The sequence below is a fragment of the Kribbella sp. CA-293567 genome, assembly GCF_027627575.1.
Taxonomy (GTDB): Bacteria; Actinomycetota; Actinomycetes; order Propionibacteriales; family Kribbellaceae; genus Kribbella.
The window spans coordinates 5,947,799-5,972,215 of record NZ_CP114065.1 but is presented as its reverse complement, the minus strand read 5'-3'; the positions used below and the strand labels follow the sequence as shown (position 1 = coordinate 5,972,215).

Genomic DNA, 24,417 nt, shown 5'->3' with positions numbered 1-24,417 from the left:
CGGCCTCAGCGGCGGAGTGAGTCCAGGCCTTGCCAGAGGAGTTGCTGGAGCGTGGTGGCGACCTTCTCGGCGGACGGGGTGCCGCCGTTACGGGTGCGCCAGACGGCCAGCCGTTCGGTGGCGCCGGAGACGGTCTGGGCCACGATCTGGATCTCTTCCTCATCCGCCGGGCGGCCGGCGGGCAGGTTGAGCCGGACCATGGTGGCGATCAGGGCGACGAACTCCGCCCGGACTTCGTCGGCTGCCTGTGCGGCCGGGCCGGCTGCCAGCATGCCTTCGTCGACCAGCACTGCCCAGGCACGGGGGTGATCGTCCAGGAAGGTGAACCAGGCAAGGAAACCGGCGTACATGGCCTGCTCGGGGTCGGCGGCGCCGAGGACCGCGTCGGACACCGCGTCCAGGAGTTGCGCGCGGAGCCGGGACAGGCAGGCGAGGAACAGGCCGTCCTTCGAGCCGTAGTACTGGTAGATCAGCGGTTTGGAGACGCCCACCTCTGCTGCGACGTCGTCCATCGAGGTGCCCTGGTAGCCCCGTTCGCCGAAGATCCGCTCGGCGGCGTCCAGGATCTCCAGTTCCCGTGCCGCGCGGTCCCGTCGGCGCTTCACCGGTACTGCGCCGTCCGTGGTCGAGGTCACTTGCACACTCTAACTGACCCGGAGTAACTTACTCGGAGTAAGTTCTCTCCCGATCCCTCCGGAGGCACCCATTGACTGCTCAGTCCGCGACCGCTCAGCGGCACCGGATCGTGGTGATCGGCACCGGGTTCGCCGGGATCGGGATGGCGGTCCGGCTGAAGCAGGCCGGCTACCACGACTTCGTCGTTCTGGAGCGGGCGGAGGACGTCGGCGGGACCTGGCGGGACAACACCTATCCGGGGTGCCGCTGTGACGTCCCGTCGCACCTGTACTCGTTCTCCTTCGCGCCCAACCCGGAGTGGTCGAGGACCTTCTCGCCGCAGCCGGAGATCGAGGCGTACCTGCAGAAGGTGACCGACGGCTTCCGGGTCCGGCCGCACATCCGGTTCGGGCACGCGGTCGAGTCGGCGCACTGGCAGGGCGATCACTGGCTCGTGCACACCAGTCAGGGTGATTTCACCGCCGAGGTGGTGCTGTCCGGGATGGGACCGCTGGCCGAGCCGGCGGTGCCGAAGCTGCCCGGGATCGAGTCGTTCGAGGGAGAGGTCTTCCACTCCGCGCAGTGGAACCATGATCTGGATCTGAGTGGCCGCAAGGTCGCCGTCATCGGCACCGGCGCGTCGGCGATCCAGTTCGTCCCGGCGATCCAGCCCGACGTCGAGGAGTTGCATCTCTTCCAGCGGACGCCGCCGTGGGTCATGCCGCGACCGGACCGCAGGATCAGTGCGGCGGAGCGACGGATCTACCGAGCGTTTCCCCTGGCGCAGAAGGCCGCGCGAGCCGGCGTCTACTGGACCCGTGAGTCGACCGTGCTCGCCTTCGCCAAGATTCCGGCCCTGATGAAACTCGGCCAGCGGGTCGCCGAGCGGCACCTGCAGGAGCAGGTCCGGGATCCTGAACTGCGCGCCAAGCTGACGCCGGACTTCACTCTCGGCTGCAAGCGGGTGCTGCTCTCCGCCGACTACTACCCGGCCCTTGCCCAGCCGAACGTCGAGGTCGTCACCGACTCGATCCACGAGGTCACCCCGACCGGGATCGTCACCGATGACGGGGTGAAGCACGAGGTCGACACGATCATCTACGGCACCGGCTTCCGGGTCACCGACCTGCCGGTGATGGACATGCTGCACGGTCGCGACGGCCGGACGCTGCGGGAGGCGTGGGCCGACGGGATGGAAGCGCACCTGGGCACGGCGGTCGCCGGCTTCCCCAACTTCTTCCTGCTGATCGGGCCGAACACCGGCCTCGGCCACAGCTCGATGGTGTTCATGATCGAGTCCCAGATCGCCTACATCCTGGACGCGCTCAAGACGATGGACGCGACCGGGGTACGAGAGGTGGAGGTCCGGCCGGAGGTGCAGCGCGAGTTCGTCGACCGGGTCCGGTCGTCGATGCGCAACACGATCTGGACCCGCGGCGGCTGCAGCAGTTGGTACCTGGACGCCAAGGGTCGCAACACCACGCTCTGGCCCTCGTTCACCTTCCGCTTCCGGCAGTTGACCAAACGCTTCGACGCCGCGCAGTACCGCACCCGTTGACGAACTCTCGCTACGTGACATCGAGCGTGTTACATTCGATCGGTCAGATAGCGAGCTGATCGGAGGGCGCCGTGGTCCTGCTGCTTCCGCTGCACGGCATCGGTGGCCGGGGCGACCTGCCGGTTCCGCTGTGGCTCGCGATCTACTCGGCCGCTGCCGCGGTGGCCGTCTCGTTCTTCGCGCTGGCCGCCTTCTGGTCGAAGCCGCGATTCGAGATCCCCGCCGGTACGCCGCTGCGCCGGCTGCGGCGGGTCACCGACGCCCGGCCGACACGGTGGTTGCTCAAGGCAACCGGGCTGCTCGCCCTCGCGCTGCTGCTGGGCGCCTCCTGGTTCGGCAGCAGTTCGCCAAGCCTCAATCCCGCCCCGACCTGGCTCTACGTCTGGATCTGGGTCGGCATCATTCCGCTCTCCCTGCTCTTCGGGCCGATCTGGCGGCTCGCCAATCCGCTCCGCACCCTCGCCGGCTGGGTGCCGCGTACGTCGCACCGGGCGTTGCCGGACGGGATCGCCTACTGGCCGGCGGTGGCGGGACTGTTCGGCTTCCTGTGGCTCGAGCTGGCCTACCCCGAAGGCTCGCGGCCGGTTGTCGTCGCGGTCTTCGTCACGGCGTACGCGCTGGTGAATGTTGCTGCAGGCATCATCTACGGACCGCGCTGGTTCGCGATCGGTGACAGCTTCGAGGTGTACGCCGAGGTGCTCACCAAGCTCAGCCCGCTCGGCCGTGACGACCAGCGCCGTCTCGTGCTCCGCAACCCGCTCGCGGGCCTGGCGACGGTCCCGCAGGAGCCGGGTGTGGTCGGTCTGCTCTGCCTGTTGCTCGGCTCGACGGCTTTCGACGGCATCAGCCGCTGGTCGTTCTGGACCGGCCTCACCGCTGAGTTGGATTCGGCCGCGCAGATCCTGGTCAGCACTCTCGGTCTGCTGGCCGCGGTTGCTGTTGTCACCGCCCTGTTCCTGATCGCCGCGCGGGCGACCGGATCAGCGAGGATCCGGCCGGGGGCGCTCGGCCGGGCTGGTCTGCCGGGAGCCTTCGTGCACTCGCTGGTACCGATCGCCATCGGGTACGCCGTCGCGCACTACTTCTCGTTCGCGATGTTCCAAGGCCAGGAAGGGTTGCTGCTGGCAACGGATCCGTTCGGCCGTGGCTGGGACCTGTTCGGCGTCGGGGCCGCTCGTGTCGACTACGGGTTCCTGGGCACCGGACTGATCGCGGCGGTCCAGCTCAGCGCGATCGTGCTCGGGCATGTAGTCGGGGTGGTGTCGGCGCACGATCGCGCCACGCAGCTGTTCAGACGGCGTCAGCTCCGGCGGGCGCAGTACCCGATGCTGGCGGCGATGATCGCCTTCACCGCCGGTGGGATCGCGCTGGTGACAGCCTCGTGACCGCCCAGTTGATCGCGCTGCACCTGGGCGGCGTCCCGGAGGTCGCGATGTTCCTCGGTCCGATCCTGCTGATCGTCGCCTTCGTCCGGATCGCCCGCCGCAACGACGAGGCCGCGGCCGACGACGAGGACGACTGGGACGCCGACCTCGGTGACCTGCCGACCACCGGCCGGCAGATCAGCGAATCTTCACCGGGGTCGCGGCACCGCTCTTGACGTTGCGGCCGTCGCTGACCTGGACGCGGTAGCTGAAGGTCTTGCCGCTCTGCACCGCGCTGTCGGTGAAGGTGGTGACGGTCGGCTTCACCCAGGAGTAGGAGCTGAGCTTCCAGCTCGCGAGCTTGGTGGTGCCGCGGAACAGGGTGTAGGTCAGGGCGATGTTGTCCGCGTCGACCACGGTCGGGAAGCTGATCGCGGCCATGCCGACCCGGGTGCTGGACGCCTTCGGCGCGGCCGGGAGGGCCGGCTGGGCGCCGCCCGGGGTGTTGGTGAAGCGGCCGAGGCCCTGCTGGATCGCGCCGTTGACCCGGAGGAAGTCGCCACCGACCCACAGGTCGTTGCCGCCCGACGCGAACGCCAGCGGGCCGACCTCCGTCGTACCGCCCGAGTCCGTGTTCGGGTGCCACGGGCCGAGGCGGCCGTTGATCGCGCTCTCGACCAGCAGGTGGTGGGTTCCGCTGCCGTCCTTGAAGCCGCCGTCCTTGCTGCAGTCGTGCGCGTGCGAACCCTTGTAGAGCCAGTTGCCGATGGCCTGGATCGCCTCGGTCGCGCCGAGGCACTTGTTCTGCCAGAGCAGCTTGCCGGTGGTCGAGTCGGCAGCCAGTACGCCGTCGTAGCAGCCGAGGCCGTCGCCCGCGTTGGCGACGAAGACCTTGCCGCCCAGGGTGTCGATGTCCCTGACCTGGCTGGTGCAGTCGAACGACGGCTGCGGGATCGCCGCGGCGGCGGGCATCGCGAGCGCGGTGCCGTCCGTGGTGTTCACCATCGCGAGTGCGTAGTGGTCGGTGTTCCCGAGCTCGCTGAAGGCGCCGCCGACGAAGACCCGGGTGCCCTGGTCGTTCAGGTCGATGGCGTACACCTCGGCGTCCGCGTTCGGGTTCCACGGCAGCAGGACACCGGTGGTCAGCGCGACGGCGGCCAGATAGTTGCGTTCCTTGTTGTCCACCCGGCCGAAGGAGCCGCCGAAGTAGACACTGTTGCCGGAGATGGCGACCGCCTTGACCCGGGTCGCGACCGAGGGGTCCCAGCCGGCCACCAGCTTGCCGGTGGCCACGCTGAACATGGCGAGGCGGTTGCGCTTGATCCCGTCGACCATGGTGAAGTCACCGCCGATCACGACCCACTTGCCGTCAGGGCTGGTCGCGATCGACCAGACGGCCCCGTTGAGCTTCGGCGCGAACCGCGTCGGCGCGCCGGTGGAGCGGTTGAAGGCGGCGACATAGCTGCGCGCCGCGTCACCCTGCCCGGCGGGCTTGCCCGGCTGGCGGATCCTGCTGAAGAGGCCGCCGGCGTACACGGTGTTGCCCGCCACCGCGAGCGCGTTGACGCTGGCATTGGTCTGCCAGGCCGGCTGTTTGACCGCGGACAGCGCCGAGCCGAAGCCCGGAGGCGTGGTCGAGGCTGAGGTCGAGGCCACCACTGGACGGCTCGATGGGATCAGCGCCGCGCCGGCCACGGCCGCGGCGGTGACGAGTACCAGTACTGCCTTCTTCATGACCGTCCCCCAGGACTGAGCCGCGCTCGTGACATTCTGCTACCGAACGATAACTGTCAGGTGCTGCAGAAGTTACGGCGGTTCGGGAAACCGGACGCGACGAAGGTCAGCCGGTGGAGGGGAGGGAGTCGGGGGCGAGGCCCAGTTCCTCGTAGGCGACTACCTCGATCTCGCGGCCCATGGCCTCGCGGAAGGCGGCGACCAGGGCCTGGCCGGCGAGCGGGATGATGTTCTCCAGGGTGCGCTGGATCTCGGGCCAGCCGTCGGCGGGGAGGCCGGCGTCGGCGAACTCGCGCCAGACGGTGCCGCGGAACAGCTCGACGTAGACCTTGGCGACCGCGTCGGCGTGGCTGAACAGCTTGGGCAGCATCTCGAAGATCGCCTCCAGCGGGACGCCGAGCTTGATCACCTCGAGGCCGGTGCGGAGCAGGTCGGGGTTCGGGATCCGCAGCCGGCCGTCGTCCTGGCGCTCGGCGATACCCAGCTCGACCAGTTTGGCGATCGTCTCGGCGTTGTGCGGGATGCCCGCGCGGTCGGCCAGCTGCTGCTCGGTGATGACCTCGGGCTCGGTCGGCGTCCAGGGGCTGACCAGCGTCTCGAACACGCCCAGGGCCAGTGCGCCGTCGGGCAGTTCGCTCATCATCCGCTCGACCGCCGCCAGCGTGTAGCCCTTGTCGAGCAGTTCGCGGACCAGGGTCAGACGCGCGACGTGGTCGGCGCCGTAGTACCCGGTGCGGCCGGCCAGCCGGGGTGGCGGGATCAGGCCGCGGCCGGCGTACGCGCGCACGTTCCGCACCGTCATGCCGACCTTCGCGGCCAGCTGGTCGACGGTGAACTCCGCTTCTGGGCCCGACTCGGCCGGTGTCTGTCCTCCCACCCTTGACAGTCTTCCAGACTGCACGTTACATATCTTATGTAACATCACCCGTGGCATATGGTGCGACCGAAGGAGTGCCGAATGACCGTCCCCTTGGCGGCCTCGACCGGAACCGCGACGTTCGGCCAGATCGCGATCGTCACCGGGCTGGTCGCACTGCTGTACCTCGCACTCGCCGTGCTGCTGTGGCGGGAACGGACCGGGCGGGTGACGCTGGTAGGGCGCCTCGCGGACACCATCGGGAGACTGGACGGAGTCCCCCGATGGGCCGCGTTGACGCCGTACCTGCATGCGGTCTCACTGCTGTCCTGCGCCTTCGGGGTCTGGTGGGACATCGCCGTGCACATCGACCAGGGTCGCGACACCGGCCCTTTCGGTACGCCGGCGCACTACCCGATCTTCTTCGGCATCCTCGGCGTGATCGTCTCCGGCGTGCTGCCGATCGCGCTGGCCCGCAAACCGCTGCCGGCCCGGACGATCAAGCTGACCAAGGGCTGGCGGATCCCGTGCAGCGCGGCACTGGTGACGGTCTGCGGCACCTTCGCGCTGGTCGGCTTCCCGCTCGACGACGTCTGGCACCGGCTGTTCGGTGAGGACGTCACGCTCTGGGGGCCGACCCACCTGCTGATGATCGGCGGCGTCGTCTTCTCGATCTTCGCCCGGCTGCTCGCCTCGGCGGAGGTCGAGCAACTGGTCGGCCTCAACCTGCGCCGGCGGGCCCAGGAGATCATCGCCGTCGGTGCGCTGCTGATCGCCTGGGACCTGTTCAGCACCGAGTTCAACTACGGCGTGCCGCAGTTCCCGCTGATCCTGCAGCCGATCCTGATCGTCTTCGGGTCGACGCTCGCCTTCACCCTGCTGCGCTCGCGCCGCGGTCCCGGTACGACGTTCGGCGCGCTCGCCGTCTACCTGGTGATTCGCGGCGGGATCGCCTGGGCGGTCGACCAGCCGCTCGGCGAGATCCTCGGCCACTTCCCGCTGCTGATCGTCGAGGCGGTCCTGGTCGAGCTGACAGCACTTGTCCTGGGCAACAAAAACCGCTTCCGGCTGGGCCTGGTCGCCGGCGCGCTGATCGGCACGGTCGGCGTACTCGCGGAGTACGGCTGGTCGCAGGTCTGGATGCCGATCCACTGGCCGGCCTCGATGCTGCCGTCGGCGCTGGGCTTCGGGTTGGTGACCGGTCTGGGCGCGGGCCTCGTCGGTGCCTGGCTTGCCACCCGGTACGCCGAGGTCGCGGGCGAGGTCCGCGACACCCCGCCGGTCCGCTTGACCCACCAGCTCGGCGCGATCGGGTTGACCGCGGTACTGGCCACGCTCTTCTTCTCCGTACCGCGGTCCGCCGACCCGGGCGTGACGGCGACCGTGTCGCTGGAGCCGGTGGCCACCGGGTCGCAGCCGACGGCGTACGTGACGGTCAAGCTGCAACCGGCCGACGCGGCCGAGGACGCGCGCTGGTTCGAGGCGCTGGCCTGGCAGGGTGGCGGGCAGCTGACCCATCCGATGGAGAAGGTTGCAGATGGCATCTATCGGTCGGCCGAGCCGCTGCCGATGTACGGCAGGTGGAAGTCGATGATCCGGCTGCACCAGGGCTCGCGGGATCTGGTCGCGATGTGGGTCTACGCACCGGAGGACGTGGCGATCGAGAAGCCGGCCGAGCAGGTCTCCAACGGCCAGACGGTCGACTTCGTCGGTGAGCAGCAGACGCTGCGGCGCGAGGAGCGGACCGACGTACCGCGGTGGATGTGGAACGGTGGCTATGCCCTGCTCGCGGTGGTCGGGTCGCTGGAGCTGGTCGGTATCGCCTGGCTGGTCGGCCGTGGCGCTCGCGGTGGCCGGCTGCGGGCCGCGCATCTCGAGCAGTCCGAGCGTGAAAGGGAGACGGCATGACCGGCCGGGCCGGGCTGCGGAAGCGGCGCGACTGGGACCTGCGAGGCAAGAAGGCGCTGATCACGGGAGCCGCCGGCGCTTTCGGTACGGCGGCTGCCGAGCAACTGCGGGCCCGGGGTGCCGACGTGGTCGGGCTCGATCTGCAGAAGGCAGATGACGTCATCGAATGCGACCTGAGCCAGGCCGACCAGATCCCCGGAGCTGTCGACGAGGCGATCGCGCGGCTCGGCGGGCTGGACCTGCTGATCAACAACGCAGGCATCGGCGTACCGGCACCGGCTGGGGAGGCGCCGGATGCCGTGGCTCGCAAGGTGATCGAGGTGAACCTCTTCGCCGGCTGGGGAGTCACGGCCGCGGCCCTCCCTGTACTGCGGGCCGCCCGCGGGCGGGTGATCTTCGTGTCCTCCGGGCTCGCGTACGTCACGCTGCCGCTGGCGGCGTCGTACCTGGTCTCCAAGCGCGCGATCGACACCTATGCCGACGCGTTGCGGATCGAGAACGGCCGGGCGATCGACGTGAGCGTGATCTACCCCGGCTACGTGCCCACACCGATCCACGACGCTTCGCTGGCCCGTGGCGTCGACCTGGGACTGTTGGTGCCGGCCGAAACGGTGGCGCAGGTTGTTGGGACGATCGTCGAGGTAGCCGGTGCCAAGCGGCCGCCGCGGAACCGGGCCTCCACCCGTTCGACCGGCGTGGCCGTCGCGGTCGCGCGGCACCTGCCGTCGGTGGCCGACAGGCTGGTCAGGTTGCGGACGAACCAGCAGCGCCGTCAGGGTGGTTTGGGCGAGTGGACGGACAGACTGGGGAAGTTATGACGATGCAGGCTGAACGATCCGGTGTGGTCACCCCGGACGGAGTGCGGCTCGAGGTCGAGACGACAGGTTCGCCCGACGCGCCGGTCACAGTGGTGCTCGCGCACGGCTGGACCTGCTCGACGCGCAGTTGGCATCACCAGTTGGCTGGCCTGCCGCGGGTACTGGGCGCCGATTCGGTGCGAGTGGTGGCGTACGACCATCGTGGGCATGGTCGTTCGGCGGCGGCGCCGGAAGGATCTACGCGGATCGAGCAACTGGCGGACGATCTGGCGTTCGTGCTCGACGAGGTGGTCGGAGAAGGGCCGGTGGTCTACGCCGGGCACTCCATGGGCGGGATGACGCTGATGGCGCTGGCCGACCAGCGGCCGGACCTGATCGGGTCGCGGATCAAGGCCGCGGCGCTGGTCGCGACGTCGTCGGGGCAGCTCACCTCGCGCGCCTTCGGTCTGCCGGCCCGGCTGGACGGGACCGCGGCGGTGCTCGCGCCGCGCGCGATCAACCTCGCAGGGCAGCGAATGGAGCGCCGAGCGGCTCGCTTGGCCGAGGAAGCGGCGCCGGTCGGCCGAGCGGCAGGACTGCGCGCGGCGGCCGCAGTACCGGCTGCTTGGGTACGGCGACCGGCCCTACGGCAGTTGGTGTTCGGCAAGAACGCGGATCCGGCCGAGGTGGACATCCTGATGGCGGATCTGCAGCGGTTGCCCGGACGGTCCTTCGGTGGCTTCTTCGAGGCGATCACGCGGCACGACCTGGCGCACGCGCTGGCGGTGCTGGACGGGATCCCGGTCGAGATCATGCACGGCACCCGGGATCGGCTGATCCCGCCGCGGCACGGCAACCGGATGGCGCAACTCGTACCGTCTGCCCGGCTGTGGATGTATCCGGGGGCCGGGCACATGCTGATGCAGGAGCGGCCGCGGGACGTGACGCAGCGGCTGGCCTCGCTGGTGCGCAAGGTCCGCGCCTGAGTTCAGCGGTGGTGCTGGTGCGGTGAACGCCATCACAACCCCCGCCTTCCGCCGGCCGCAGTGCCTAGGGTGGCCGGGTGCAGAACCTTTTGTCGGACCTGGTGGTAGTCGATCTGACCCGGGCGTTGTCGGGTCCTCACGCGGCGATGATGCTGGGGGATCTCGGCGCGCGGGTGATCAAGGTGGAGACGCCCGCGGGTGGTGACGACAGTCGCGGCTGGGGGCCGCCGTTCGTCGAGGGGGAGTCGACCTACTTCCTGTCGGCCAACCGGAACAAGGAGTCCGTGACCGCGGACCTCAAGTCCCCCGAGGGCAAGGACTTCCTGACCCGGCTGGTGCGCAAGGCCGACGTGCTGCTGGAGAACTTCCGGCCCGGGGTACTGGATCGGCTGGGCTTCTCGGCCGAGCAGTTGCACGAGCTCAACCCCCGGCTGGTGATCCTGTCGATCACCGGGTTCGGGCACGACGGTCCGGAAGGGCAGCGCGCCGGGTACGACCAGATCGCGCAGGGCGAGGGCGGGCTGATGAGCATCACGGGCGCGGTCGAGCCGACCAAGACCGGCGTACCGATCGCTGATCTGCTGGCCGGAATGTACGGCGCGTACGGCGTACTGGCCGCGTTGCACGAGCGCAGCATCACGGGACGCGGGCGAGTGGTCCGGACGAGTCTGCTCGCGTCGGTGGTCGGGGTGCACGCGTTCCACGGCACGAAGTGGACGGTGGCGGGAGAGTTGCCCGAGCGCGTGGGCAACCATCACGCACAGATCGCGCCGTACGGGATGTACCGGACGCAGGACGACATCGTGCAGGTCGCGGTCGGCAGCGAAGGTCAATGGCGGACGTTCGCACCGCTGGTCGGGCTGAATGCCGCTGACGAGCGGTTCGCCGGGAACGCCGACCGGGTGGCGCATCGAGACGAACTGACCGCGGCGATCGAGAGCGCCTTCAGCACGCAACCCGCCGACGAGTGGCTGCGCCGCCTCGCCGCGGCCGGCATCCCGTCCGGGAAGGTGCGTGATTTCCAGCAGGTGTACGAGTGGGAGCAGACGCGGTCGCAGGGCCTGCTGATCGACGTCGACCACCCGACCCTCGGCCGGATCCAGTTGCCCGGCCCGCCACTCCGCTTCGACGACCAGCCGTACGCCGGCGCGCGCGAGACGAACCTGCCGCCACCGCGGCTTGGTGAGCACGATGAGTCGGTGCGGGCTTGGCTGGAGGAGTAACTGCCCGCACCGCACTACTCATTCCTACAAAGGCAGCGAGGGCGGCGAAGGAGCCGCGTGGGCGGCTCGACCCCGTCCGCAGTGCACTTTACGAACAGAACCTCCGGGCCCTACCAGTGACGTGAGAGGATCACCCGCGTGACTGCCTTGCCGAGCGTTTCCTACTCCATCACCGTCCGCCTCGAGGTGCCCGCCGGTGGCTCCACGGTGAGCAAACTGACGACCGCGGTCGAGCAGGCCGGTGGCCTGGTCACCGCACTCGACGTGACCGCCTCCGGTCACGAGCGGCTGCGGATCGACGTGACCTGTGCCGCCGCCGACACCGAGCACGCCGGCCGGCTGGTCGAGGCGATGCGCGCCGTACCGGGCGTGGAGATCGGCCGGGTCTCCGACCGGACCTTCCTGATGCACCTCGGTGGCAAGATCTCGATGGAGGCCAAGCACCCGATCCGCAACCGTGACGACCTCTCGATGATCTACACCCCGGGAGTCGCGCGGGTCTGCCTGGCGATCGCCGCGAACCCCGAGGACGCCCGCCGGCTGACGATCAAGCGCAACACGGTCGCGGTCGTCACCGACGGCTCCGCGGTGCTGGGCCTGGGCAACATCGGCCCGGAGGCCGCGCTGCCGGTGATGGAGGGCAAGGCCGCGCTGTTCAAGCGTTTCGCCGGGATCGACGCCTGGCCGCTGTGCCTGGACACCCAGGACACCGAGGAGATCATCGCCGTGGTCAAGGCGATCGCGCCGGGCTTCGCCGGGATCAACCTGGAGGACATCTCCGCGCCGCGCTGCTTCGAGATCGAGGCCCGGCTGCGCGAGGAGCTCGACATTCCGGTCTTCCACGACGACCAGCACGGGACGGCGGTGGTCGTCCTGGCCGCGCTGTTCAACGCGCTGCGAGTGGTCAACAAGGACATCAGCCAGGTGCGCGTCGTGCTGTCGGGCGCGGGCGCGGCCGGTACGGCGATCCTCAAGCTGCTGATCGAGGCCGGGGTGAAGGACACCTGCGTCGCCGACATCGCCGGGGTCATCCACACCGAGCGCGAGGGGCTGTCCCCGGAGCTGCGCTGGATCGCGGAGAACACCAACGCCGCGCAGTACAGCGGGGACCTGAAGGGCGCGCTGGCCGGGGCCGACGTGTTCATCGGCGTCTCGGCGCCGAACATCCTGAACGGCGACGACATCGCCACCATGAACGACGACGCGATCGTCTTCGCGCTGGCCAACCCCGACCCCGAGGTCGACCCGGCGGCGGCGCACGAGCACGCGGCGGTCGTCGCCACCGGCCGCAGCGACTTCCCGAACCAGATCAACAACGTGCTGGTCTTCCCCGGCGTCTTCCGTGGTCTGCTCGACGCGCAGTCCTCGACGGTGTCGATCCAGACGGAGCTGGCGGCCGCGAAGGCACTGGCCGGCGTCGTCACCGACGACGAGCTGAACGCCGACTACATCGTGCCCAGCGTCTTCCACCCGGAGGTGCACACGCGGGTGGCGCACGCCGTTCGCGACGCCGCCGGTGGCAAGGCCCCGGCCGCGGAGATGTTCCCGGACGACTCACCAGGCGCGCTCGTTTGAGTCGTCTGCTCTGATGGACGAATCTTGACCGGGACCGACTCCCGTACAGCCTGGTTCTGGCGGGCCGCCTTCGTGGCGGCCTGCCTGATCCACCTGTACGGCGTGTACGCGCCGCAGCAGGCCGGGTCCGGCGTCCAGTTCCCGTACGCCGACAAGCTGGCGCACCTGCTCCTGTTCGGCTCCGTCGCGTATCTCGGCCTGCGCAGCGGCGTACCGGCGCGGTGGTTGCTGCCGATCGTCGCCGCGAACGCGGTGGTCAGCGAGGTCGTCCAGCACTACTGGCTGCCGTCCCGCAGCGGGGACGTCTTCGACACGCTCGCCGACCTGTGCGGGCTGACACTCGGCGCCTGGCTCGGGTTTCGCGCACTCCACGCGCAGCCCCGGACCCAAAAAGACGCTGGGCACGACATGATGGGGACATGACGGCCCGCACCTTGACCGGCTCACTGCTGGTGGCAACCCCGTTGCTCGACGAGCCGCCGTTCCGGCGGTCGGTGATCCTGCTGCTGGATCACGACGAGGACGGTGCGCTGGGGGTCGTCGTGAACCGCGCCGCCGACCTCGAGGTCGACCGGGTGCTGTCCGACTGGACCGACACCGTCAGCGAGCCCGGCGTGCTGTTCATGGGCGGCCCGGTGGGCACCGACAGCGCCCTCGCGGTCGCCGAGGTGATCGAGTCGGCCGACCCGCCGGGCTGGCGCGAGTGCTTCGGCCGGATCGGGCTGATCGATCTCGACGTACCGCCGGCGCTGCTGGAGGGCGCCATCCAGCGGATGCGCATCTTCGCCGGCTACGCGGGCTGGTCGAGCGGTCAGCTGGAAGGCGAGATCACCGAAGGCGCCTGGTACGTCGTACCGTCCGAGCCCGACGACGTGTTCAGCCTCCGGCCGGAGGGTCTGTGGCGCCGCGTGTTGCGGCGCCAGCACGACGAGCTGGCCTACCTGGCGACCTATCCGGACGACCCGACCCAGAACTAGGGCTACTCCTTGTCGTTGTCGTCGTCACCGGGGTTGAGCGACTCCCAGATCTCCTTGCACTCCGGGCAGACCGGGAACTTCTGCGGGTCGCGACTCGGCACCCACACCTTCCCGCACAACGCCACCACCGGGGTGCCCATCACCATCGCCTCGGTGAGCTTGTCCTTCGGCACGTAGTGCGAGAACCGCTCGTGATCGCCCTCGTCCAGCGACGGCATGGTCCGCTCGTCGATGACCGTCTCTGCGCCCGGGCTCAGCTGAGTACTCATAGCCACGAGTGTAGGTCGCCACCCCCTCGAACTCCCACCCCTTCTCCACAGCCACCCGACACGCCGCCGTCCGGATGCCGGAGAGATGCGGCGCGGGGCATATGCGCAGGTCGCGAAGGTGGCGGCGGGTCCCCGGAGGCGTACGGCGGGAGTGTCGAGGCCGCCGATCTGACCTTGCCGGGGATGTCGGGTAACGTTCCTGCACGGCCGACAGTCGACTTAACGGGGGAGTATGCCGTCCGTGGATTCGCACGTGCCAGCAGCACCAGCCGTGCTTCCTCCGGCCTATCCGGACCGCGCCGCGTGGGGAACTGCGAGCAAGCTGCGGGCCTGGCAGGCGGAAGCACTCCAGCTCTACTTCGAGAAGCAGCAGAAGGACTTCCTGGCGGTCGCGACGCCGGGCGCGGGCAAGACCACGTTCGCGCTGACCGTCGCCGCCGAGCTGCTGCACCGCCGGATGATCGAGCGGATCACGGTGGTGACCCCGACCGAGCACCTGAAGGTCCAGTGGGCCGACGCCGCCGACCGGGCCGGGATCGCGATCGACCCGACCTTCGCCGGTGGCAAGGGACGGACCAACAAGGACTTCCAGGGCGTCGCGGTCACCTATGCCGGCGTCGCGGTGAACCCACTGGCCTTCCGGGTCCGGACCGAGCGGTTCCGCACGCTGGTGATCCTCGACGAGGTGCACCACGGTGGCGACGCGCTGTCATGGGGTGAAGGTGTGCGGGAGGCGTTCGACCCCGCGACCCGCCGGCTCGCCCTGACCGGTACGCCGTTCCGCAGCGACGACAACCCGATCCCGTTCGTCACCTACGAGTACGGCAACGACGGCTCTCAGCGCAGCCGTGCCGACTACACCTACGGCTACGGTCACGCGCTGCGCGACCACGTCGTCCGGCCGGTCATCTTCATGTCGTACTCCGGTGAGATGCGCTGGCGCACCAAGGCCGGTGACGAGGTCGCGGCCCGGCTCGGCGAGCCGCTGACGAAGGACCTGACCGCTCAGGCGTTGCGGACCGCGCTCTCGCCGGAAGGCGAGTGGATGCCCGCTGTGCTGTCGGCCGCCGACAAGCGGCTGACCGAAGTACGGCGGCACATGCCCGACGCGGGTGGGCTGGTGATCTCGGGCGACCAGAACACGGCCCGGGCGTATGCGAAGGTGCTGCGCGAGCTGACCGGCGAGGCGCCGACCGTCGTGCTGTCCGACGAGAAGGCGGCGAGCAAGAAGATCCAGAAGTTCTCCGACGGGGAGCAGCGCTGGATGGTCGCGGTGCGGATGGTGAGCGAAGGCGTCGACGTACCGCGGCTGGCGGTCGGGGTCTACGCGACGCCGACCTCGACGCCGCTGTTCTTCGCCCAGGCCGTCGGGCGGTTCGTGCGGGCCCGCAAGCGGGGTGAGACGGCGTCGGTGTTCGTACCGTCGGTGACCCGGCTGCTCAGCTTCGCGGCCGAGATGGAGGTCGAGCGGGACCACGTGCTCGGCCGGAAGAACTCCGCCGAGGACGGCGATCTCTTCGCCCTCGAGGACGATCTGCTGAAGAAGGCGAACGAGGCCGAGGGCGCGAGCGACGACCTGGAGGCGAAGTTCGAGGCGCTCGGTTCGGACGCCAGCTTCGACCGGGTGGTCTTCGACGGTGGCGACTACGGCACCGGTGGCGACCTCGGCTCGGACGAGGAACTCGACTTCCTCGGTCTCCCGGGTCTGCTCGAGCCCGATCAGGTGCGCGAACTGCTCCGCAAGCGGCAGGCGAAGTCGCTGGCCCAGCAGAAGAAGTCTCAGCGCGACACCTCGGCCGACCGCGAGGACCCGACCCCGGTCGAGCTGGCGACGCACGAGCAGGTCGCTCTGCTGCGCCGCGAGCTCAACGGCCTGGTCGCCGCCTGGCACCACCGGACCGGGCAGCCGCACGGCGTCATCCACAACGATCTGCGCCGCAAACTCGGTGGCCCGGCGGCGGCGCACGCGTCTTCCAACCAACTCCGCGAGCGGATCGAACTGATCAGGGACTGGGCGACCCAACGCCGAGCCTGAGCACGGACGCCGTTGAGGGCCCGGCTAGGAGGGCGTGGTGAGGGACTGGGTGCCGACGACCTCCAGCAGCCGGATCGCCTGGTCGGACGGCGAACCGGGGTCGGCGGTGTAGAGGATGACGCGCTGGTCGCGGTCGGGGATGAGCAGCACCTCGCAGACGACGTCGATGCGGCCGACGGCCGGGTGCAGGATCGTCTGGCACATGCTCTGCTGGGTCGCGACCTCGTGAAGGGTCCAGATGCGGGCGAACTCCTCGCTGCCCTCGACCAGGTCCGTCACCAGCGCGGCGATCGACGAGTCGTCGGGGTAGCGGCCGGTGGCGGCTCGCAGGTCGGCCGCCGACTCGCGGGCGAACTGGGCGGTCTGGCGCTCTCCGAAGCGGTCCACCTGGCGTGAACCCGAAAGGAAGCGCAGGCGGAGCAGGTTTCGCTCGCGCGGCGGTACGGCGGAGAAGTCGGTGATCAGGGCCGCGGCCAGCGGGTTCCACGCCAGTACGTCGTACTTCGCGTCCAGCACCAGCCCAGGTACGTCGAGTCGCGCCAGCATCCGCAGTACGCCGGTGCGCACGTCCGCCGGCGGTCCCGGCTGAGGCGCAGGTTGCTCGCCGGCCAGCCGGAACAGGTGACCTCGCTCGTCCTCGGAGAGCCGCAGCGCTCGCGCCAAGCCGCTCAGTACCGGGCGGGACGGTCGCGGGCCACGTCCCTGTTCGAGGCGGGTGTAGTAGTCGGTCGACATCGTGGCCAGCCCGGCGACCTCCTCGCGCCGCAGGCCCGGCGTACGGCGTCGCAGGCCGGCCGGCAGCCCGACGTCGTCAGGGCGCAACCGCTCCCGCCGGATGCGGAGGAACTCCGCCAGCTGTGCCCTGTCCATGAGGCCAGCATCTCAAGCCGTGCGACGGCCAGCCAGGGACCGCCGATCCCAGGCTCGGCCCGCTCTGCCGCCGACCGTGAAACAAGCCAAAGCTCTGGCCATGAACAAAGTCGCATTCATCACAGGTGCCAACAAGGGAATCGGCAAGGAGATCGCCCGGCAACTCGGCGCGGCGGGCCAGCTGGTCCTGATCGGCGCGCGAGATCTGGCGCGCGGTGAAGCCGCCGCGAAGAAACTGGTTGCTGAGGGCATCGAAGCCCGGGCGGTCCAGCTCGAGGTGACCGACCCCGCTTCGATCCGGGCCGCCACGGCGCGGATCGCGGCCGAGCACGGCAAGCTCGACGTCCTGGTGAACAACGCCGCGATCATCCCCACCGGCGACGCGGGCGTGACCGAGGTCGCCGCGGCGACTCTGCGCGCGGCGTACGAGACCAACGTGATCGGCCTGGTCGAGGTCACCACCGCGCTGCTCCCGCTCCTGCGGAAGGCCGGCGCCGCCCGGATCGTCAACCTGTCCACCTCCCTCGCGTCGTTCACCCAGGTCGGTGACGTCGCCTCGCCGATGTCGACCGTCCGGACGCTCGGTTACAACTCGTCCAAGGCGGCCGTCAACATGGTCACGGTGATGCTGGCCAACGAGCTGCGCGGCACCGGGATCCTGGTCAACGCCGCCGACCCGGGTCACTGCGCGACCGACATGGGCGGCGAGGACGCGGACCGTACGCCGGCACAGGGCGCGGCCGTCGCCGTACGGCTGGCGACCCTTGGCCCAGACGGGCACACCGGCGAGGTCCACGCGGAGTCGGGGCGGCTGCCCTGGTGACATCAGCGACCACACTGATGACAGCTGACCGGCCCTGGTGTCGGGGCGGCCAAGTCGTGACATAAGTTCAGCCGTGTGGCCCGCTTGCTGACCGACATCCGCCCACTCCGGGAGTCGGCCGACTTCCGCCGGCTGTGGATCGGGTCGTCGGTCTCCCAGCTCGGCCAGCAGATGACCGCGGTGACCGTCTCGATCCAGGTCTACGCGATGACCCACTCGACCTTCTCGGTGGGGCTGGTCGGCCTCAGCTCGCTGGTCCCACTGATCGTCTTCGGCCTGTACGGCGGCGCGATGGCCGACGCCGTCGACCGCCGTACGCTCGCGCTCGTCTCGTCCGGCGGCCTGTGGTTGCTGTCGATGGTGCTGGTCGCCCAGTCCGTCCTGCACTGGAACCAGGTCTGGGTCCTGTACGCCGTCGTCGCGGCCCAGTCGGCCTGTTTCGCGGTCAACAATCCGGCGCGGTCCGCGATCATCCCGCGCCTCGTCCGGCCCGAGCTTCTGCCGGCCGCCAACACGCTCAGCCAGGCCGCCTTCAACCTGGGCTTCACGGCCGGGCCGCTGCTGGGCGCGGTGGTGATCGCCTGGCAGGGGTTCGGCGCGGCGTACCTGGTGGACGTCTTGACCTTCACCGCCGCGCTCTACGCGCTGTTCCGGTTGCCTCCGGTGCCGCCGACAGGTCTCGTACGCCGGGCCGGCCTGCGTTCGGTCCTGGAGGGTTTCAGCTTCCTCCGGGCCGCTCCGGCGTTGCTGGCGACCTTCGTCGCGGACATCCTCGCGATGGTGTTCGCGCAGCCGCGGGCGTTGTTTCCCGCCGTGGCCGGTTCGTTCTTCGCCGGGGGCGTGAAGACGGTCGGGTTGCTGCAGGCCGCGCCGGCGATCGGGGCGCTCGTGGGCGTGCTCTTCTCCGGCTGGGTGGGCCGGGTGCGGCGGCAGGGGGTGGCGATCGTGGTCGCGATCAGCGTCTACGCGGCCGCGGTCGGTTTGTTCGGGTTGTCGCGCACGATCTGGCTCGGCGTCGCGCTGCTGGCCTTGTCGGGGGCCGCGGACATGGTCAGTTCGGCGTACCGGAACACGGTCTTGCAGTCGGCCGCCCCGGACGCGATGCGCGGGCGGCTGCAGGGTGTCTTCATCGTGGTGGTGGCCGGTGGGCCGCGGCTCGGCGACTTCGTGGCCGGTACGACGGCTTCGATCAGTACTCCGACGATCGCGCTGCTCGGCGGAGCCAGCGTGTGCATCGTCGGGCTGCTGGTGCTGCTCGCGTGGAACAAGCCGTTTCGCCGCTACGACTCGGAGGTCCGGGCACTGCGATGAGCTGACCGAGGCTGCGCCTGCCTTGTGCCGGGGTCAGCCGCCGGTGGCGAGCTCTTTCAGCACCTTGCCCCAGGACGGCATCTCCGGGTCGATCCGGTTGATCTGCTGGTCGCCGACGGTGACCACCGGACGGTCGCCGAGCGGCTTCTTGAGCTTGATCGGGATCAGCTCGATCTGGTCGTCCGGCGGGCACGGCTCGGTGGTGTCGATCACGGCGGTGATCTTGGTTTCCTCTTCGGTCACCTTCAGGTCGATGGTGCAGTTGAAGCCGAGGCCGAACAGCAGGTTCGCCTCGTCGTGCTTCGGCGGGTTCTGGACCCAGTTCAGGTACTTCGGCCGGTTGCCCCTGATCAGCTGGTAGCTCGGCACCGGCTGCTGGGTCTTCTCGGTCGTCACGCCTTTGCCGCTGCTGATGAACGCGCCGAAGATCTTGTCGACGCACGGGTCGGCGTCCTTGTCCGGCGAGTCGGTGGCGCCCCAGGCCTTCGCGGCCAGGTAGCAGCCGTTCGCCTCCCGGTTGAGCGAGACGTTGAAGCCGACCAGCGCGAGCGCACCGATCACCAGCACACCGGCGAGCATCCGGCGGGACCGGAGTTGGCGGGGGCCGAGGGCAGCCGGCTCCTCGGTCTGGGCGCCGCCGGGAAGCTGCTTGAACAGGCCGAGGACGCTGCTCGTCCACTGCGGATTGACCAGCGTCGGGACGGCGTACAGCAGGATCAGACCGACGCAGATGGCGATCGCGGGGAGGAGCGCCCAGTAATTTCGCACGGCAGCAAGATACGGGGACATCGGGCCGCGGGCCGAAAAAGGTTACGCTTCGACTGTGCCCGCTGAGACGTCCCAGACTCTCGATCGGGGACTCACCGTCCTCGAGTTGCTCGCGGACGCCCCGGACGGCCTGTCGATCACCGAACTGGCCGCGTCGCTGAGCGTCAGCCGGACCGTCGTCTACCGACTGGTCAACACCCTCGAACTCCACCGGCTGGTCCGCCGCGACAGCGAAGGCCGGGCGCGACTCGGCCTCGCGGTGCTGCACTACTCCCGCCGCGTGCAGCCGACTCTGCGTGACGCCGCCCTCCCCGTACTGCGCTCGCTCGCCGAAGACACCGGCGCCACGGCGCACCTCACCGTGGCCGACGGTGACGAGGCGCTGGCCATCGCGGTGATCGAACCGAGCTGGACCGACTTCCACGTCTCGTACCGGATGGGCTCCCGGCATGCGCTCGACCAGGGCGCGGCCGGCAAAGCGATCTTGGCGGGACGCCGCAAGCCGGATCCTGCCGGCCGGCCTTTCGTCATCACGGCTGGTGAACTGCAGGCCGGTGCGCAGGGCGTGTCGTCCCCGGTCCTCGGCGTACCGGGGGTGGAGGCGTCGATCGGCGTAGTCGTGCTGGGCAAACTCGACCGAGACTTCGTCGGCCCCCGCGTAGCCCGCGCCGCGGTAGAGGTCGCCAAACGCCTCGCCTGACCCCACCCCGCCGGGACTTACCCCCGCCGCCGGATGGTTACCCCGTGTACGAACCTGGGGTGACCATCCAGAGTCGGGGGTAGGTCCCGGGGTCAGGGACGCGTGGCGGCATGGAGCAGGGGGAGGACGCGGTGGGGGACCTGTTCCGCGAGGGCGATCACCGTCGAGGCGCGCTGGATGCCGTGGACGATGACCACCTGGTCGATGACCCGTTGCAGGTCGGCGTTCGAGCGGGCGACTATCCGGCACCAGAGGTCTTCGGCGCCGGTGATGGTGTAGACCTCCAGGACCTCGGGGATCGCGGCCAGGGCGGCGGCCACGGTTTTGTGGCCTGAGCCTTGTTCGATCTGGAGCGTGGCGAAGGCGGTGACGGGGTAGCCGATCTCGGTGGTGTCGACGTCGGGACCCCAGCCGCGGACGACGCCGTCGCGGGTCAGGCGGTCCAGCCGGGCCTGGATGGTGCCTCTGGCGACGCCGAGGCGGCGGGAGGCTTCGAGTACGCCGACGCGGGGTTCGGCGGCGAACAGGTCGAGGATGCGGGCGTCCAGCGCGTCCACTCCGGCCATGGGTCCTCCAGGTGGTCAGGGTGACCAAATAGTCCAATAGAGGCCTGAGAATACTAGACAGAGTGTGCAGCGAAGTTTGGTTCTGTTGCGCAACCTGTCGAGGGGCGGCAAAGCTCGGGCAAGCCAGCTGAAACCGACCGGGAGGACCCCGATGACCAGCACCGACCTCACCCCCGCAGAGCTCGACGCCGATCTCGACCTCGACCAGTTGAAGCAGCTCGTCGGCCTGGTGCCGTACGACGAGAGCACCGATCCGTTCCCCGTCACGGCGATGGACGCGGTGGTGTTCGTGGTCGGCAACGCGAACCAGACCGCCAAGTACTACCAGCTCGCCTTCGGGATGGACCTGGTCGCGTACTCCGGACCGGAGCACGGCAACAAGGACCACAAGGCGTTCGTGCTGAAGGCCGGCTCGGCGCGGTTCGTCATCACCGGTGGCGTGACCCCGAGCAGCCCGCTGAACGAGCACCACCGCAAGCACGGTGACGGGGTCGCCGACATCGCCCTCGAGGTTCCGGACGTCGACAAGTGCATCGCGCACGCCCGCGCTCAGGGCGCCATCGTGCTCGAGGAACCGAACGACGTCAGTGACGAGCACGGCACGGTCCGCCGCGCCGCCATCGCGGCGTACGGGGACACCCGGCACACGTTGATCGACCGGAGCAAGTACGACGGCCCGTACCTGCCGGGCTTCGTCGAGGCGACGACCCAGGTGGTGCGGCCCGAGGGGCACCCGAAGCGGCTGTTCCAGGCCGTCGACCACGTGGTCGGCAACGTCGAGCTCGGCCTGATGGACGAGTGGGTCGGCTTCTACAACAAGGTGATGGGCTTCGTGAACATGGCGGAGTTCGTCGGCGACGACATCGCCACCGACTACTCCGCGCTGATGAGCAAGGTGGTGGCCAACGGCAACCACCGGGTCAAGTTCCCGCTGAACGAGCCGGCCATCGCGAAGAAGAAGTCGCAGATCGACGAGTTCCTGGAGTTCTACGACGGCGCCGGCGCCCAGCACATCGCGCTGGCCACCAACGACATCCTGCGCACCGTCGACATCATGCGCGCCAACGGCGTCGAGTTCCTGAACACGCCCGACTCGTACTACGAGGACCCGGAGCTGCGGGAGCGGATCGGCAACGTCCGGGCGCCGATCGAGGAGCTGCAGAAGCGCAAGATCCTGGTCGACCGCGACGAGGACGGCTACCTGCTGCAGATCTTCACCAAGCCGATCGGCGACCGGCCGACGGTGTTCTACGAGTTGATCGAGCGGCACGGTTCGCTCGGCTTCGGCAAGGGCAACTTCAAGGCGCTGTTCGAGGCGATCGAGCGCGAGCAGGAGCGCCGCGGCAACCTGTAGGTCACCGGGCCCGTTCGCGGCGCGAGCCGCGGCCCGATGCCGACCGCTCGGTATACCCATCGTGACACGCCCGCGACACACCGTCGTGGGCGTGTCGACACGTCCGATTACCGGATTGACTGTCAGGTCAGGTGAGGTTGGGCTACTGTGCCCAATGAGTGTGCGTCGGGGCGTACGCTCAGGAAGGGTTTTCCGATGAAGACACTGGGCATTCTGCTCAGCACCGCGGGTCTGGCCGGCGTAGGCGTGTTCGCCTTGGCCACATCAGCTCAGGCGGCACCTGCCGCGAGTTGCCGGGGTGCCACATCCATCAAGTCCGCGCCGATCCTGCGGGACGGCCGACCACCAACCTGGGGCAGCGTCCGGCTGGTCCGGGACAACTGTTCGCAGTACTGGGCCGAGATCACCATGAATCCGCGGCTGACCAGTAACCAGAAGGCCAACGCCTATCTGGTCCAGTACGGCGGCTCCAACGCCGGCCGCACGCTGTCGTGTGACAGCAGCGGGGGCAACGGCGCCGTGACGGCCGGGCAACGAACCTGCCGCACGCCGAAGGTGAAGTCCACCGACGGCAGCGTCACGTTCGCGGCGGTCGCCCGCGAGTTCCACAACTACGGCAGCGGCTACACCGAGATCTCGGAGAACGCGACCGCGCGGGATCGCTGAAGCTCTGCCGTGCAACACCAGAACCGCCTAAGCTCGAGATTATGAACGATCTAGTCGAGCGTCTCCGGCAGGTGCTGCCGCCGGAGGCGCTGATCACCGATCAGGACCGGATCCAGAGCTACCGCTACGACCGGGCGATGTTCTGCCCGGCCGGTGAGCCGGTCGCGGTGGTGCTTGCGCGGGAGACCGCTCATGTCCAGGCGGCGATGAAGCTCGCCAACGACGCGGGCGTTCCCGTCGTGCCCCAAGGTGCCCGCTCCGGGCTCTCCGGCGCGGCGAACGCGATCGACGGTTGCCTGGTCGTCTCACTGGAGAAGATGGACCGGATCCTCGCGATCGAGCCCGTCGACCGGTACGTCGTCACCCAGCCGGGCGTCTACAACGCGGTACTGTCGCGCGCGGTGGCCGAGCAGGGCCTGTTCTATCCGCCGGATCCGTCCAGCTGGGAGTTCTGCTCGATCGGCGGGAACCTGTCGACCAACTCGGGCGGCCTGTGCTGCGTGAAGTACGGCGTGACGACCGACTACGTGCTCGCGCTGGAGGTGGTGCTCGCCGACGGTCAGGTACTGCGAACCGGCCGGCGTACCGTCAAGGGCGTCGCCGGCTACGACCTGACCAAGCTGATCGTCGGCAGCGAAGGCACCTTGGGGATCATCACCGAGGCGACGCTCGCGCTGCGCCCGCAAGCGGCCCGGCCACGCACGATGGCGGCGCTGTTCGGCTCCGGTGTCGCGGCCGGTGAGGCGATCGTCGAGATCATCCGCAGCGGCGTTTCGCTGTCCCTGCTGGAGATCATGGACCGCACCACCATCAAGGCGGTCAACGACCATCTGCGGATGGACCTGCCGACCGAGGCTGCCGCGATGCTGATCGCCCAGTCGGACGCAGGTGGCGAGGCCGGTGCCGCCGACGTGGCGACCGTGGCGAAGCTCTGCCGGCAGTACGGCGCGATCGAGTGCATCGAGGCCGACGACCCGGCCGAGGGTGAACTCCTGCTGGAGGCCCGCCGGGCGGCGCTGGTCGCGCTCGAGCAGCTCGGCACGACGATGATCGACGACGTCTGCGTACCGCGCTCCCGGCTGGCCGACTTCATCGGCGCGATCGAGCGGCTCTCGGCCGACCTGGACATCACCATCGGCGTCCTCGGGCATGCCGGTGACGGCAACATGCACCCGACCGTCGTGTTCGACGCGGCCGATCCGGACCAGGCCGCGCGGGCCCAGGTGGCCTTCGGCAAGGTGATGGAGATCGGGCTGGAGCTCGGCGGCACCATCACCGGCGAGCACGGCGTCGGGGTGCTCAAGCGCGAGTGGCTGGCCGAGGAGATCGGTCCGGTCGGCCTCTCGGTGCACCGCGCGATCAAGGCCGCGCTGGACCCGAAGAACCTGCTGAATCCGGGCAAGGTGGTTTCGTGAGGGTTGTTTCATCTTCTGTGATCCAACCGCAACGGAACTGCCGGGGC

Annotated in this window: 24 protein-coding genes; 17 read left to right on the top strand and 7 right to left on the bottom strand. The window is 69.4% G+C overall.

The features are described 5' to 3' along the window. Positions 1-5: 5 nt before the first annotated feature. Positions 6-635, bottom strand: coding sequence for a TetR/AcrR family transcriptional regulator (locus OX958_RS27535; protein ID WP_270132637.1), 630 nt, complete (start codon positions 633-635; stop codon positions 6-8). Positions 636-706: 71 nt separating this feature from the next. Here OX958_RS27535 and OX958_RS27530 point away from each other — a divergent pair, with 71 nt between their 5' ends. The 3 genes from OX958_RS27530 to OX958_RS27520 all read left to right on the top strand — a co-directional run bounded on the left by OX958_RS27530 (position 707) and on the right by OX958_RS27520 (position 3,773). Next, positions 707-2,173 carry a flavin-containing monooxygenase gene (locus OX958_RS27530; RefSeq protein WP_270132635.1) on the top strand — a complete coding sequence of 489 codons (1,467 nt, stop codon included), beginning with the start codon at positions 707-709 and terminating at the stop codon, positions 2,171-2,173. Positions 2,174-2,244: 71 nt separating this feature from the next. Further along, the gene (locus tag OX958_RS27525; protein WP_270132634.1) at positions 2,245-3,558 is read left to right on the top strand and encodes a hypothetical protein; all 1,314 of its coding nucleotides are present in this window, start codon (positions 2,245-2,247) and stop codon (positions 3,556-3,558) included. Further along, positions 3,555-3,773 (top strand): hypothetical protein, encoded by a 219-nt coding sequence (locus OX958_RS27520; protein WP_270132632.1) that lies wholly within the window; start codon positions 3,555-3,557, stop codon positions 3,771-3,773. The genes OX958_RS27525 and OX958_RS27520 overlap by 4 nt, the downstream gene beginning before the upstream one ends. Here OX958_RS27520 and OX958_RS27515 read toward each other — a convergent pair. Both OX958_RS27515 and OX958_RS27510 read right to left on the bottom strand, forming a co-directional pair. Beyond that, positions 3,736-5,271: a fibronectin type III domain-containing protein gene (locus tag OX958_RS27515; RefSeq protein ID WP_270132631.1), complete on the bottom strand. Its 1,536-nt coding sequence runs from the start codon at positions 5,269-5,271 to the stop codon at positions 3,736-3,738. The two genes, OX958_RS27520 and OX958_RS27515, sit on opposite strands and share 38 nt — an antisense overlap. A 106-nt stretch (positions 5,272-5,377) precedes the next feature. Next, the gene (locus OX958_RS27510; protein WP_270132629.1) at positions 5,378-6,148 is read right to left on the bottom strand and encodes a MerR family transcriptional regulator; all 771 of its coding nucleotides are present in this window, start codon (positions 6,146-6,148) and stop codon (positions 5,378-5,380) included. Positions 6,149-6,229: 81 nt separating this feature from the next. On the opposite strand from OX958_RS27510, the gene OX958_RS27505 reads away from it, so the two are divergent. From OX958_RS27505 to OX958_RS27475, 7 genes are all read left to right on the top strand, one after another. Next, entirely contained in the window at positions 6,230-8,035 is a 1,806-nt protein-coding gene (locus tag OX958_RS27505; RefSeq protein WP_270132628.1) for a hypothetical protein, read from the top strand. After that, complete coding sequence (locus OX958_RS27500; RefSeq protein ID WP_270132627.1) at positions 8,032-8,853, top strand: SDR family NAD(P)-dependent oxidoreductase; 822 nt, start codon at positions 8,032-8,034, stop codon at positions 8,851-8,853. The genes OX958_RS27505 and OX958_RS27500 overlap by 4 nt, the downstream gene beginning before the upstream one ends. Before the next feature lie 2 nt (positions 8,854-8,855). Next, on the top strand, positions 8,856-9,818 hold the full coding sequence (locus tag OX958_RS27495; protein ID WP_270132626.1) for an alpha/beta fold hydrolase: 963 nt from the start codon (positions 8,856-8,858) through the stop codon (positions 9,816-9,818). Between the two features lie 77 nt (positions 9,819-9,895). Next, positions 9,896-11,041 carry a CaiB/BaiF CoA transferase family protein gene (locus OX958_RS27490; RefSeq protein ID WP_270132625.1) on the top strand — a complete coding sequence of 382 codons (1,146 nt, stop codon included), beginning with the start codon at positions 9,896-9,898 and terminating at the stop codon, positions 11,039-11,041. A 138-nt stretch (positions 11,042-11,179) separates the two neighbouring features. Beyond that, positions 11,180-12,616 carry an NAD-dependent malic enzyme gene (locus OX958_RS27485; protein WP_270132624.1) on the top strand — a complete coding sequence of 479 codons (1,437 nt, stop codon included), beginning with the start codon at positions 11,180-11,182 and terminating at the stop codon, positions 12,614-12,616. 24 nt (positions 12,617-12,640) lie between these two features. Then, the gene (locus OX958_RS27480) at positions 12,641-13,039 is read left to right on the top strand and encodes a VanZ family protein (protein ID WP_270132622.1); all 399 of its coding nucleotides are present in this window, start codon (positions 12,641-12,643) and stop codon (positions 13,037-13,039) included. Next, a complete protein-coding gene (locus OX958_RS27475) occupies positions 13,036-13,593 on the top strand; it encodes a YqgE/AlgH family protein (protein ID WP_270132621.1) in 558 nt (185 codons plus the stop codon). The genes OX958_RS27480 and OX958_RS27475 overlap by 4 nt, the downstream gene beginning before the upstream one ends. A gap of 2 nt (positions 13,594-13,595) precedes the next feature. On the opposite strand, the gene OX958_RS27470 is transcribed toward OX958_RS27475, so the two are convergent. Beyond that, positions 13,596-13,862: a DUF3039 domain-containing protein gene (locus tag OX958_RS27470; RefSeq protein WP_270132618.1), complete on the bottom strand. Its 267-nt coding sequence runs from the start codon at positions 13,860-13,862 to the stop codon at positions 13,596-13,598. A gap of 232 nt (positions 13,863-14,094) precedes the next feature. Here OX958_RS27470 and OX958_RS27465 point away from each other — a divergent pair, with 232 nt between their 5' ends. Beyond that, positions 14,095-15,897 (top strand): DEAD/DEAH box helicase, encoded by a 1,803-nt coding sequence (locus OX958_RS27465; protein WP_270132617.1) that lies wholly within the window; start codon positions 14,095-14,097, stop codon positions 15,895-15,897. Positions 15,898-15,921: 24 nt separating this feature from the next. On the opposite strand, the gene OX958_RS27460 is transcribed toward OX958_RS27465, so the two are convergent. Continuing rightward, positions 15,922-16,767 (bottom strand): helix-turn-helix transcriptional regulator, encoded by an 846-nt coding sequence (locus OX958_RS27460; RefSeq protein WP_270132616.1) that lies wholly within the window; start codon positions 16,765-16,767, stop codon positions 15,922-15,924. A 100-nt stretch (positions 16,768-16,867) separates the two neighbouring features. Between OX958_RS27460 and OX958_RS27455 the strand changes: the two genes are divergently transcribed. After that, entirely contained in the window at positions 16,868-17,590 is a 723-nt protein-coding gene (locus OX958_RS27455; protein ID WP_270132614.1) for an SDR family NAD(P)-dependent oxidoreductase, read from the top strand. 75 nt (positions 17,591-17,665) lie between these two features. Next, positions 17,666-18,901: an MFS transporter gene (locus OX958_RS27450; RefSeq protein WP_270132613.1), complete on the top strand. Its 1,236-nt coding sequence runs from the start codon at positions 17,666-17,668 to the stop codon at positions 18,899-18,901. A gap of 33 nt (positions 18,902-18,934) precedes the next feature. Here OX958_RS27450 and OX958_RS27445 read toward each other — a convergent pair whose 3' ends face one another. Then, positions 18,935-19,669, bottom strand: a complete 735-nt coding sequence (locus OX958_RS27445; protein ID WP_270132612.1) for a hypothetical protein — start codon at positions 19,667-19,669, stop codon at positions 18,935-18,937. Between the two features lie 55 nt (positions 19,670-19,724). Here OX958_RS27445 and OX958_RS27440 point away from each other — a divergent pair, with 55 nt between their 5' ends. Then, the gene (locus OX958_RS27440) at positions 19,725-20,369 is read left to right on the top strand and encodes an IclR family transcriptional regulator (RefSeq protein ID WP_020387098.1); all 645 of its coding nucleotides are present in this window, start codon (positions 19,725-19,727) and stop codon (positions 20,367-20,369) included. Between the two features lie 92 nt (positions 20,370-20,461). Here the strand turns inward: OX958_RS27440 and OX958_RS27435 are convergent, their stop codons facing one another. Then, positions 20,462-20,935, bottom strand: coding sequence for an Lrp/AsnC family transcriptional regulator (locus OX958_RS27435; protein ID WP_270132611.1), 474 nt, complete (start codon positions 20,933-20,935; stop codon positions 20,462-20,464). Between the two features lie 151 nt (positions 20,936-21,086). Between OX958_RS27435 and hppD the strand changes: the two genes are divergently transcribed. From hppD to OX958_RS27420, 3 genes are all read left to right on the top strand, one after another. Then, positions 21,087-22,289: a 4-hydroxyphenylpyruvate dioxygenase gene (gene hppD, locus OX958_RS27430; RefSeq protein WP_270132610.1), complete on the top strand. Its 1,203-nt coding sequence runs from the start codon at positions 21,087-21,089 to the stop codon at positions 22,287-22,289. A gap of 195 nt (positions 22,290-22,484) precedes the next feature. Beyond that, positions 22,485-22,955: a hypothetical protein gene (locus tag OX958_RS27425; protein ID WP_270132609.1), complete on the top strand. Its 471-nt coding sequence runs from the start codon at positions 22,485-22,487 to the stop codon at positions 22,953-22,955. Positions 22,956-22,996: 41 nt separating this feature from the next. Continuing rightward, the gene (locus tag OX958_RS27420; protein WP_270132608.1) at positions 22,997-24,370 is read left to right on the top strand and encodes an FAD-binding oxidoreductase; all 1,374 of its coding nucleotides are present in this window, start codon (positions 22,997-22,999) and stop codon (positions 24,368-24,370) included. The last annotated feature ends 47 nt before the right edge of the window (positions 24,371-24,417 follow it).

Bases quoted from the DNA above. Each gene is read 5' to 3' on its own strand.
- OX958_RS27515 (WP_270132631.1), bottom strand. From the start codon at position 5,271: ATGAAGAAGGCAGTACTGGTACTCGTCACCGCCGCGGCCGTGGCCGGC.
- OX958_RS27505 (WP_270132628.1), top strand. From the start codon at position 6,230: ATGACCGTCCCCTTGGCGGCCTCGACCGGAACCGCGACGTTCGGCCAG.
- OX958_RS27500 (WP_270132627.1), top strand. From the start codon at position 8,032: ATGACCGGCCGGGCCGGGCTGCGGAAGCGGCGCGACTGGGACCTGCGA.
- OX958_RS27495 (WP_270132626.1), top strand. From the start codon at position 8,856: ATGCAGGCTGAACGATCCGGTGTGGTCACCCCGGACGGAGTGCGGCTC.
- OX958_RS27475 (WP_270132621.1), top strand. From the start codon at position 13,036: ATGACGGCCCGCACCTTGACCGGCTCACTGCTGGTGGCAACCCCGTTG.
- OX958_RS27470 (WP_270132618.1), bottom strand. From the start codon at position 13,862: ATGAGTACTCAGCTGAGCCCGGGCGCAGAGACGGTCATCGACGAGCGG.
- OX958_RS27465 (WP_270132617.1), top strand. From the start codon at position 14,095: ATGCCGTCCGTGGATTCGCACGTGCCAGCAGCACCAGCCGTGCTTCCT.
- OX958_RS27460 (WP_270132616.1), bottom strand. From the start codon at position 16,767: ATGGACAGGGCACAGCTGGCGGAGTTCCTCCGCATCCGGCGGGAGCGG.
- OX958_RS27455 (WP_270132614.1), top strand. From the start codon at position 16,868: ATGAACAAAGTCGCATTCATCACAGGTGCCAACAAGGGAATCGGCAAG.
- OX958_RS27435 (WP_270132611.1), bottom strand. From the start codon at position 20,935: ATGGCCGGAGTGGACGCGCTGGACGCCCGCATCCTCGACCTGTTCGCC.
- hppD (WP_270132610.1), top strand. From the start codon at position 21,087: ATGACCAGCACCGACCTCACCCCCGCAGAGCTCGACGCCGATCTCGAC.
- OX958_RS27425 (WP_270132609.1), top strand. From the start codon at position 22,485: ATGAAGACACTGGGCATTCTGCTCAGCACCGCGGGTCTGGCCGGCGTA.
- OX958_RS27420 (WP_270132608.1), top strand. From the start codon at position 22,997: ATGAACGATCTAGTCGAGCGTCTCCGGCAGGTGCTGCCGCCGGAGGCG.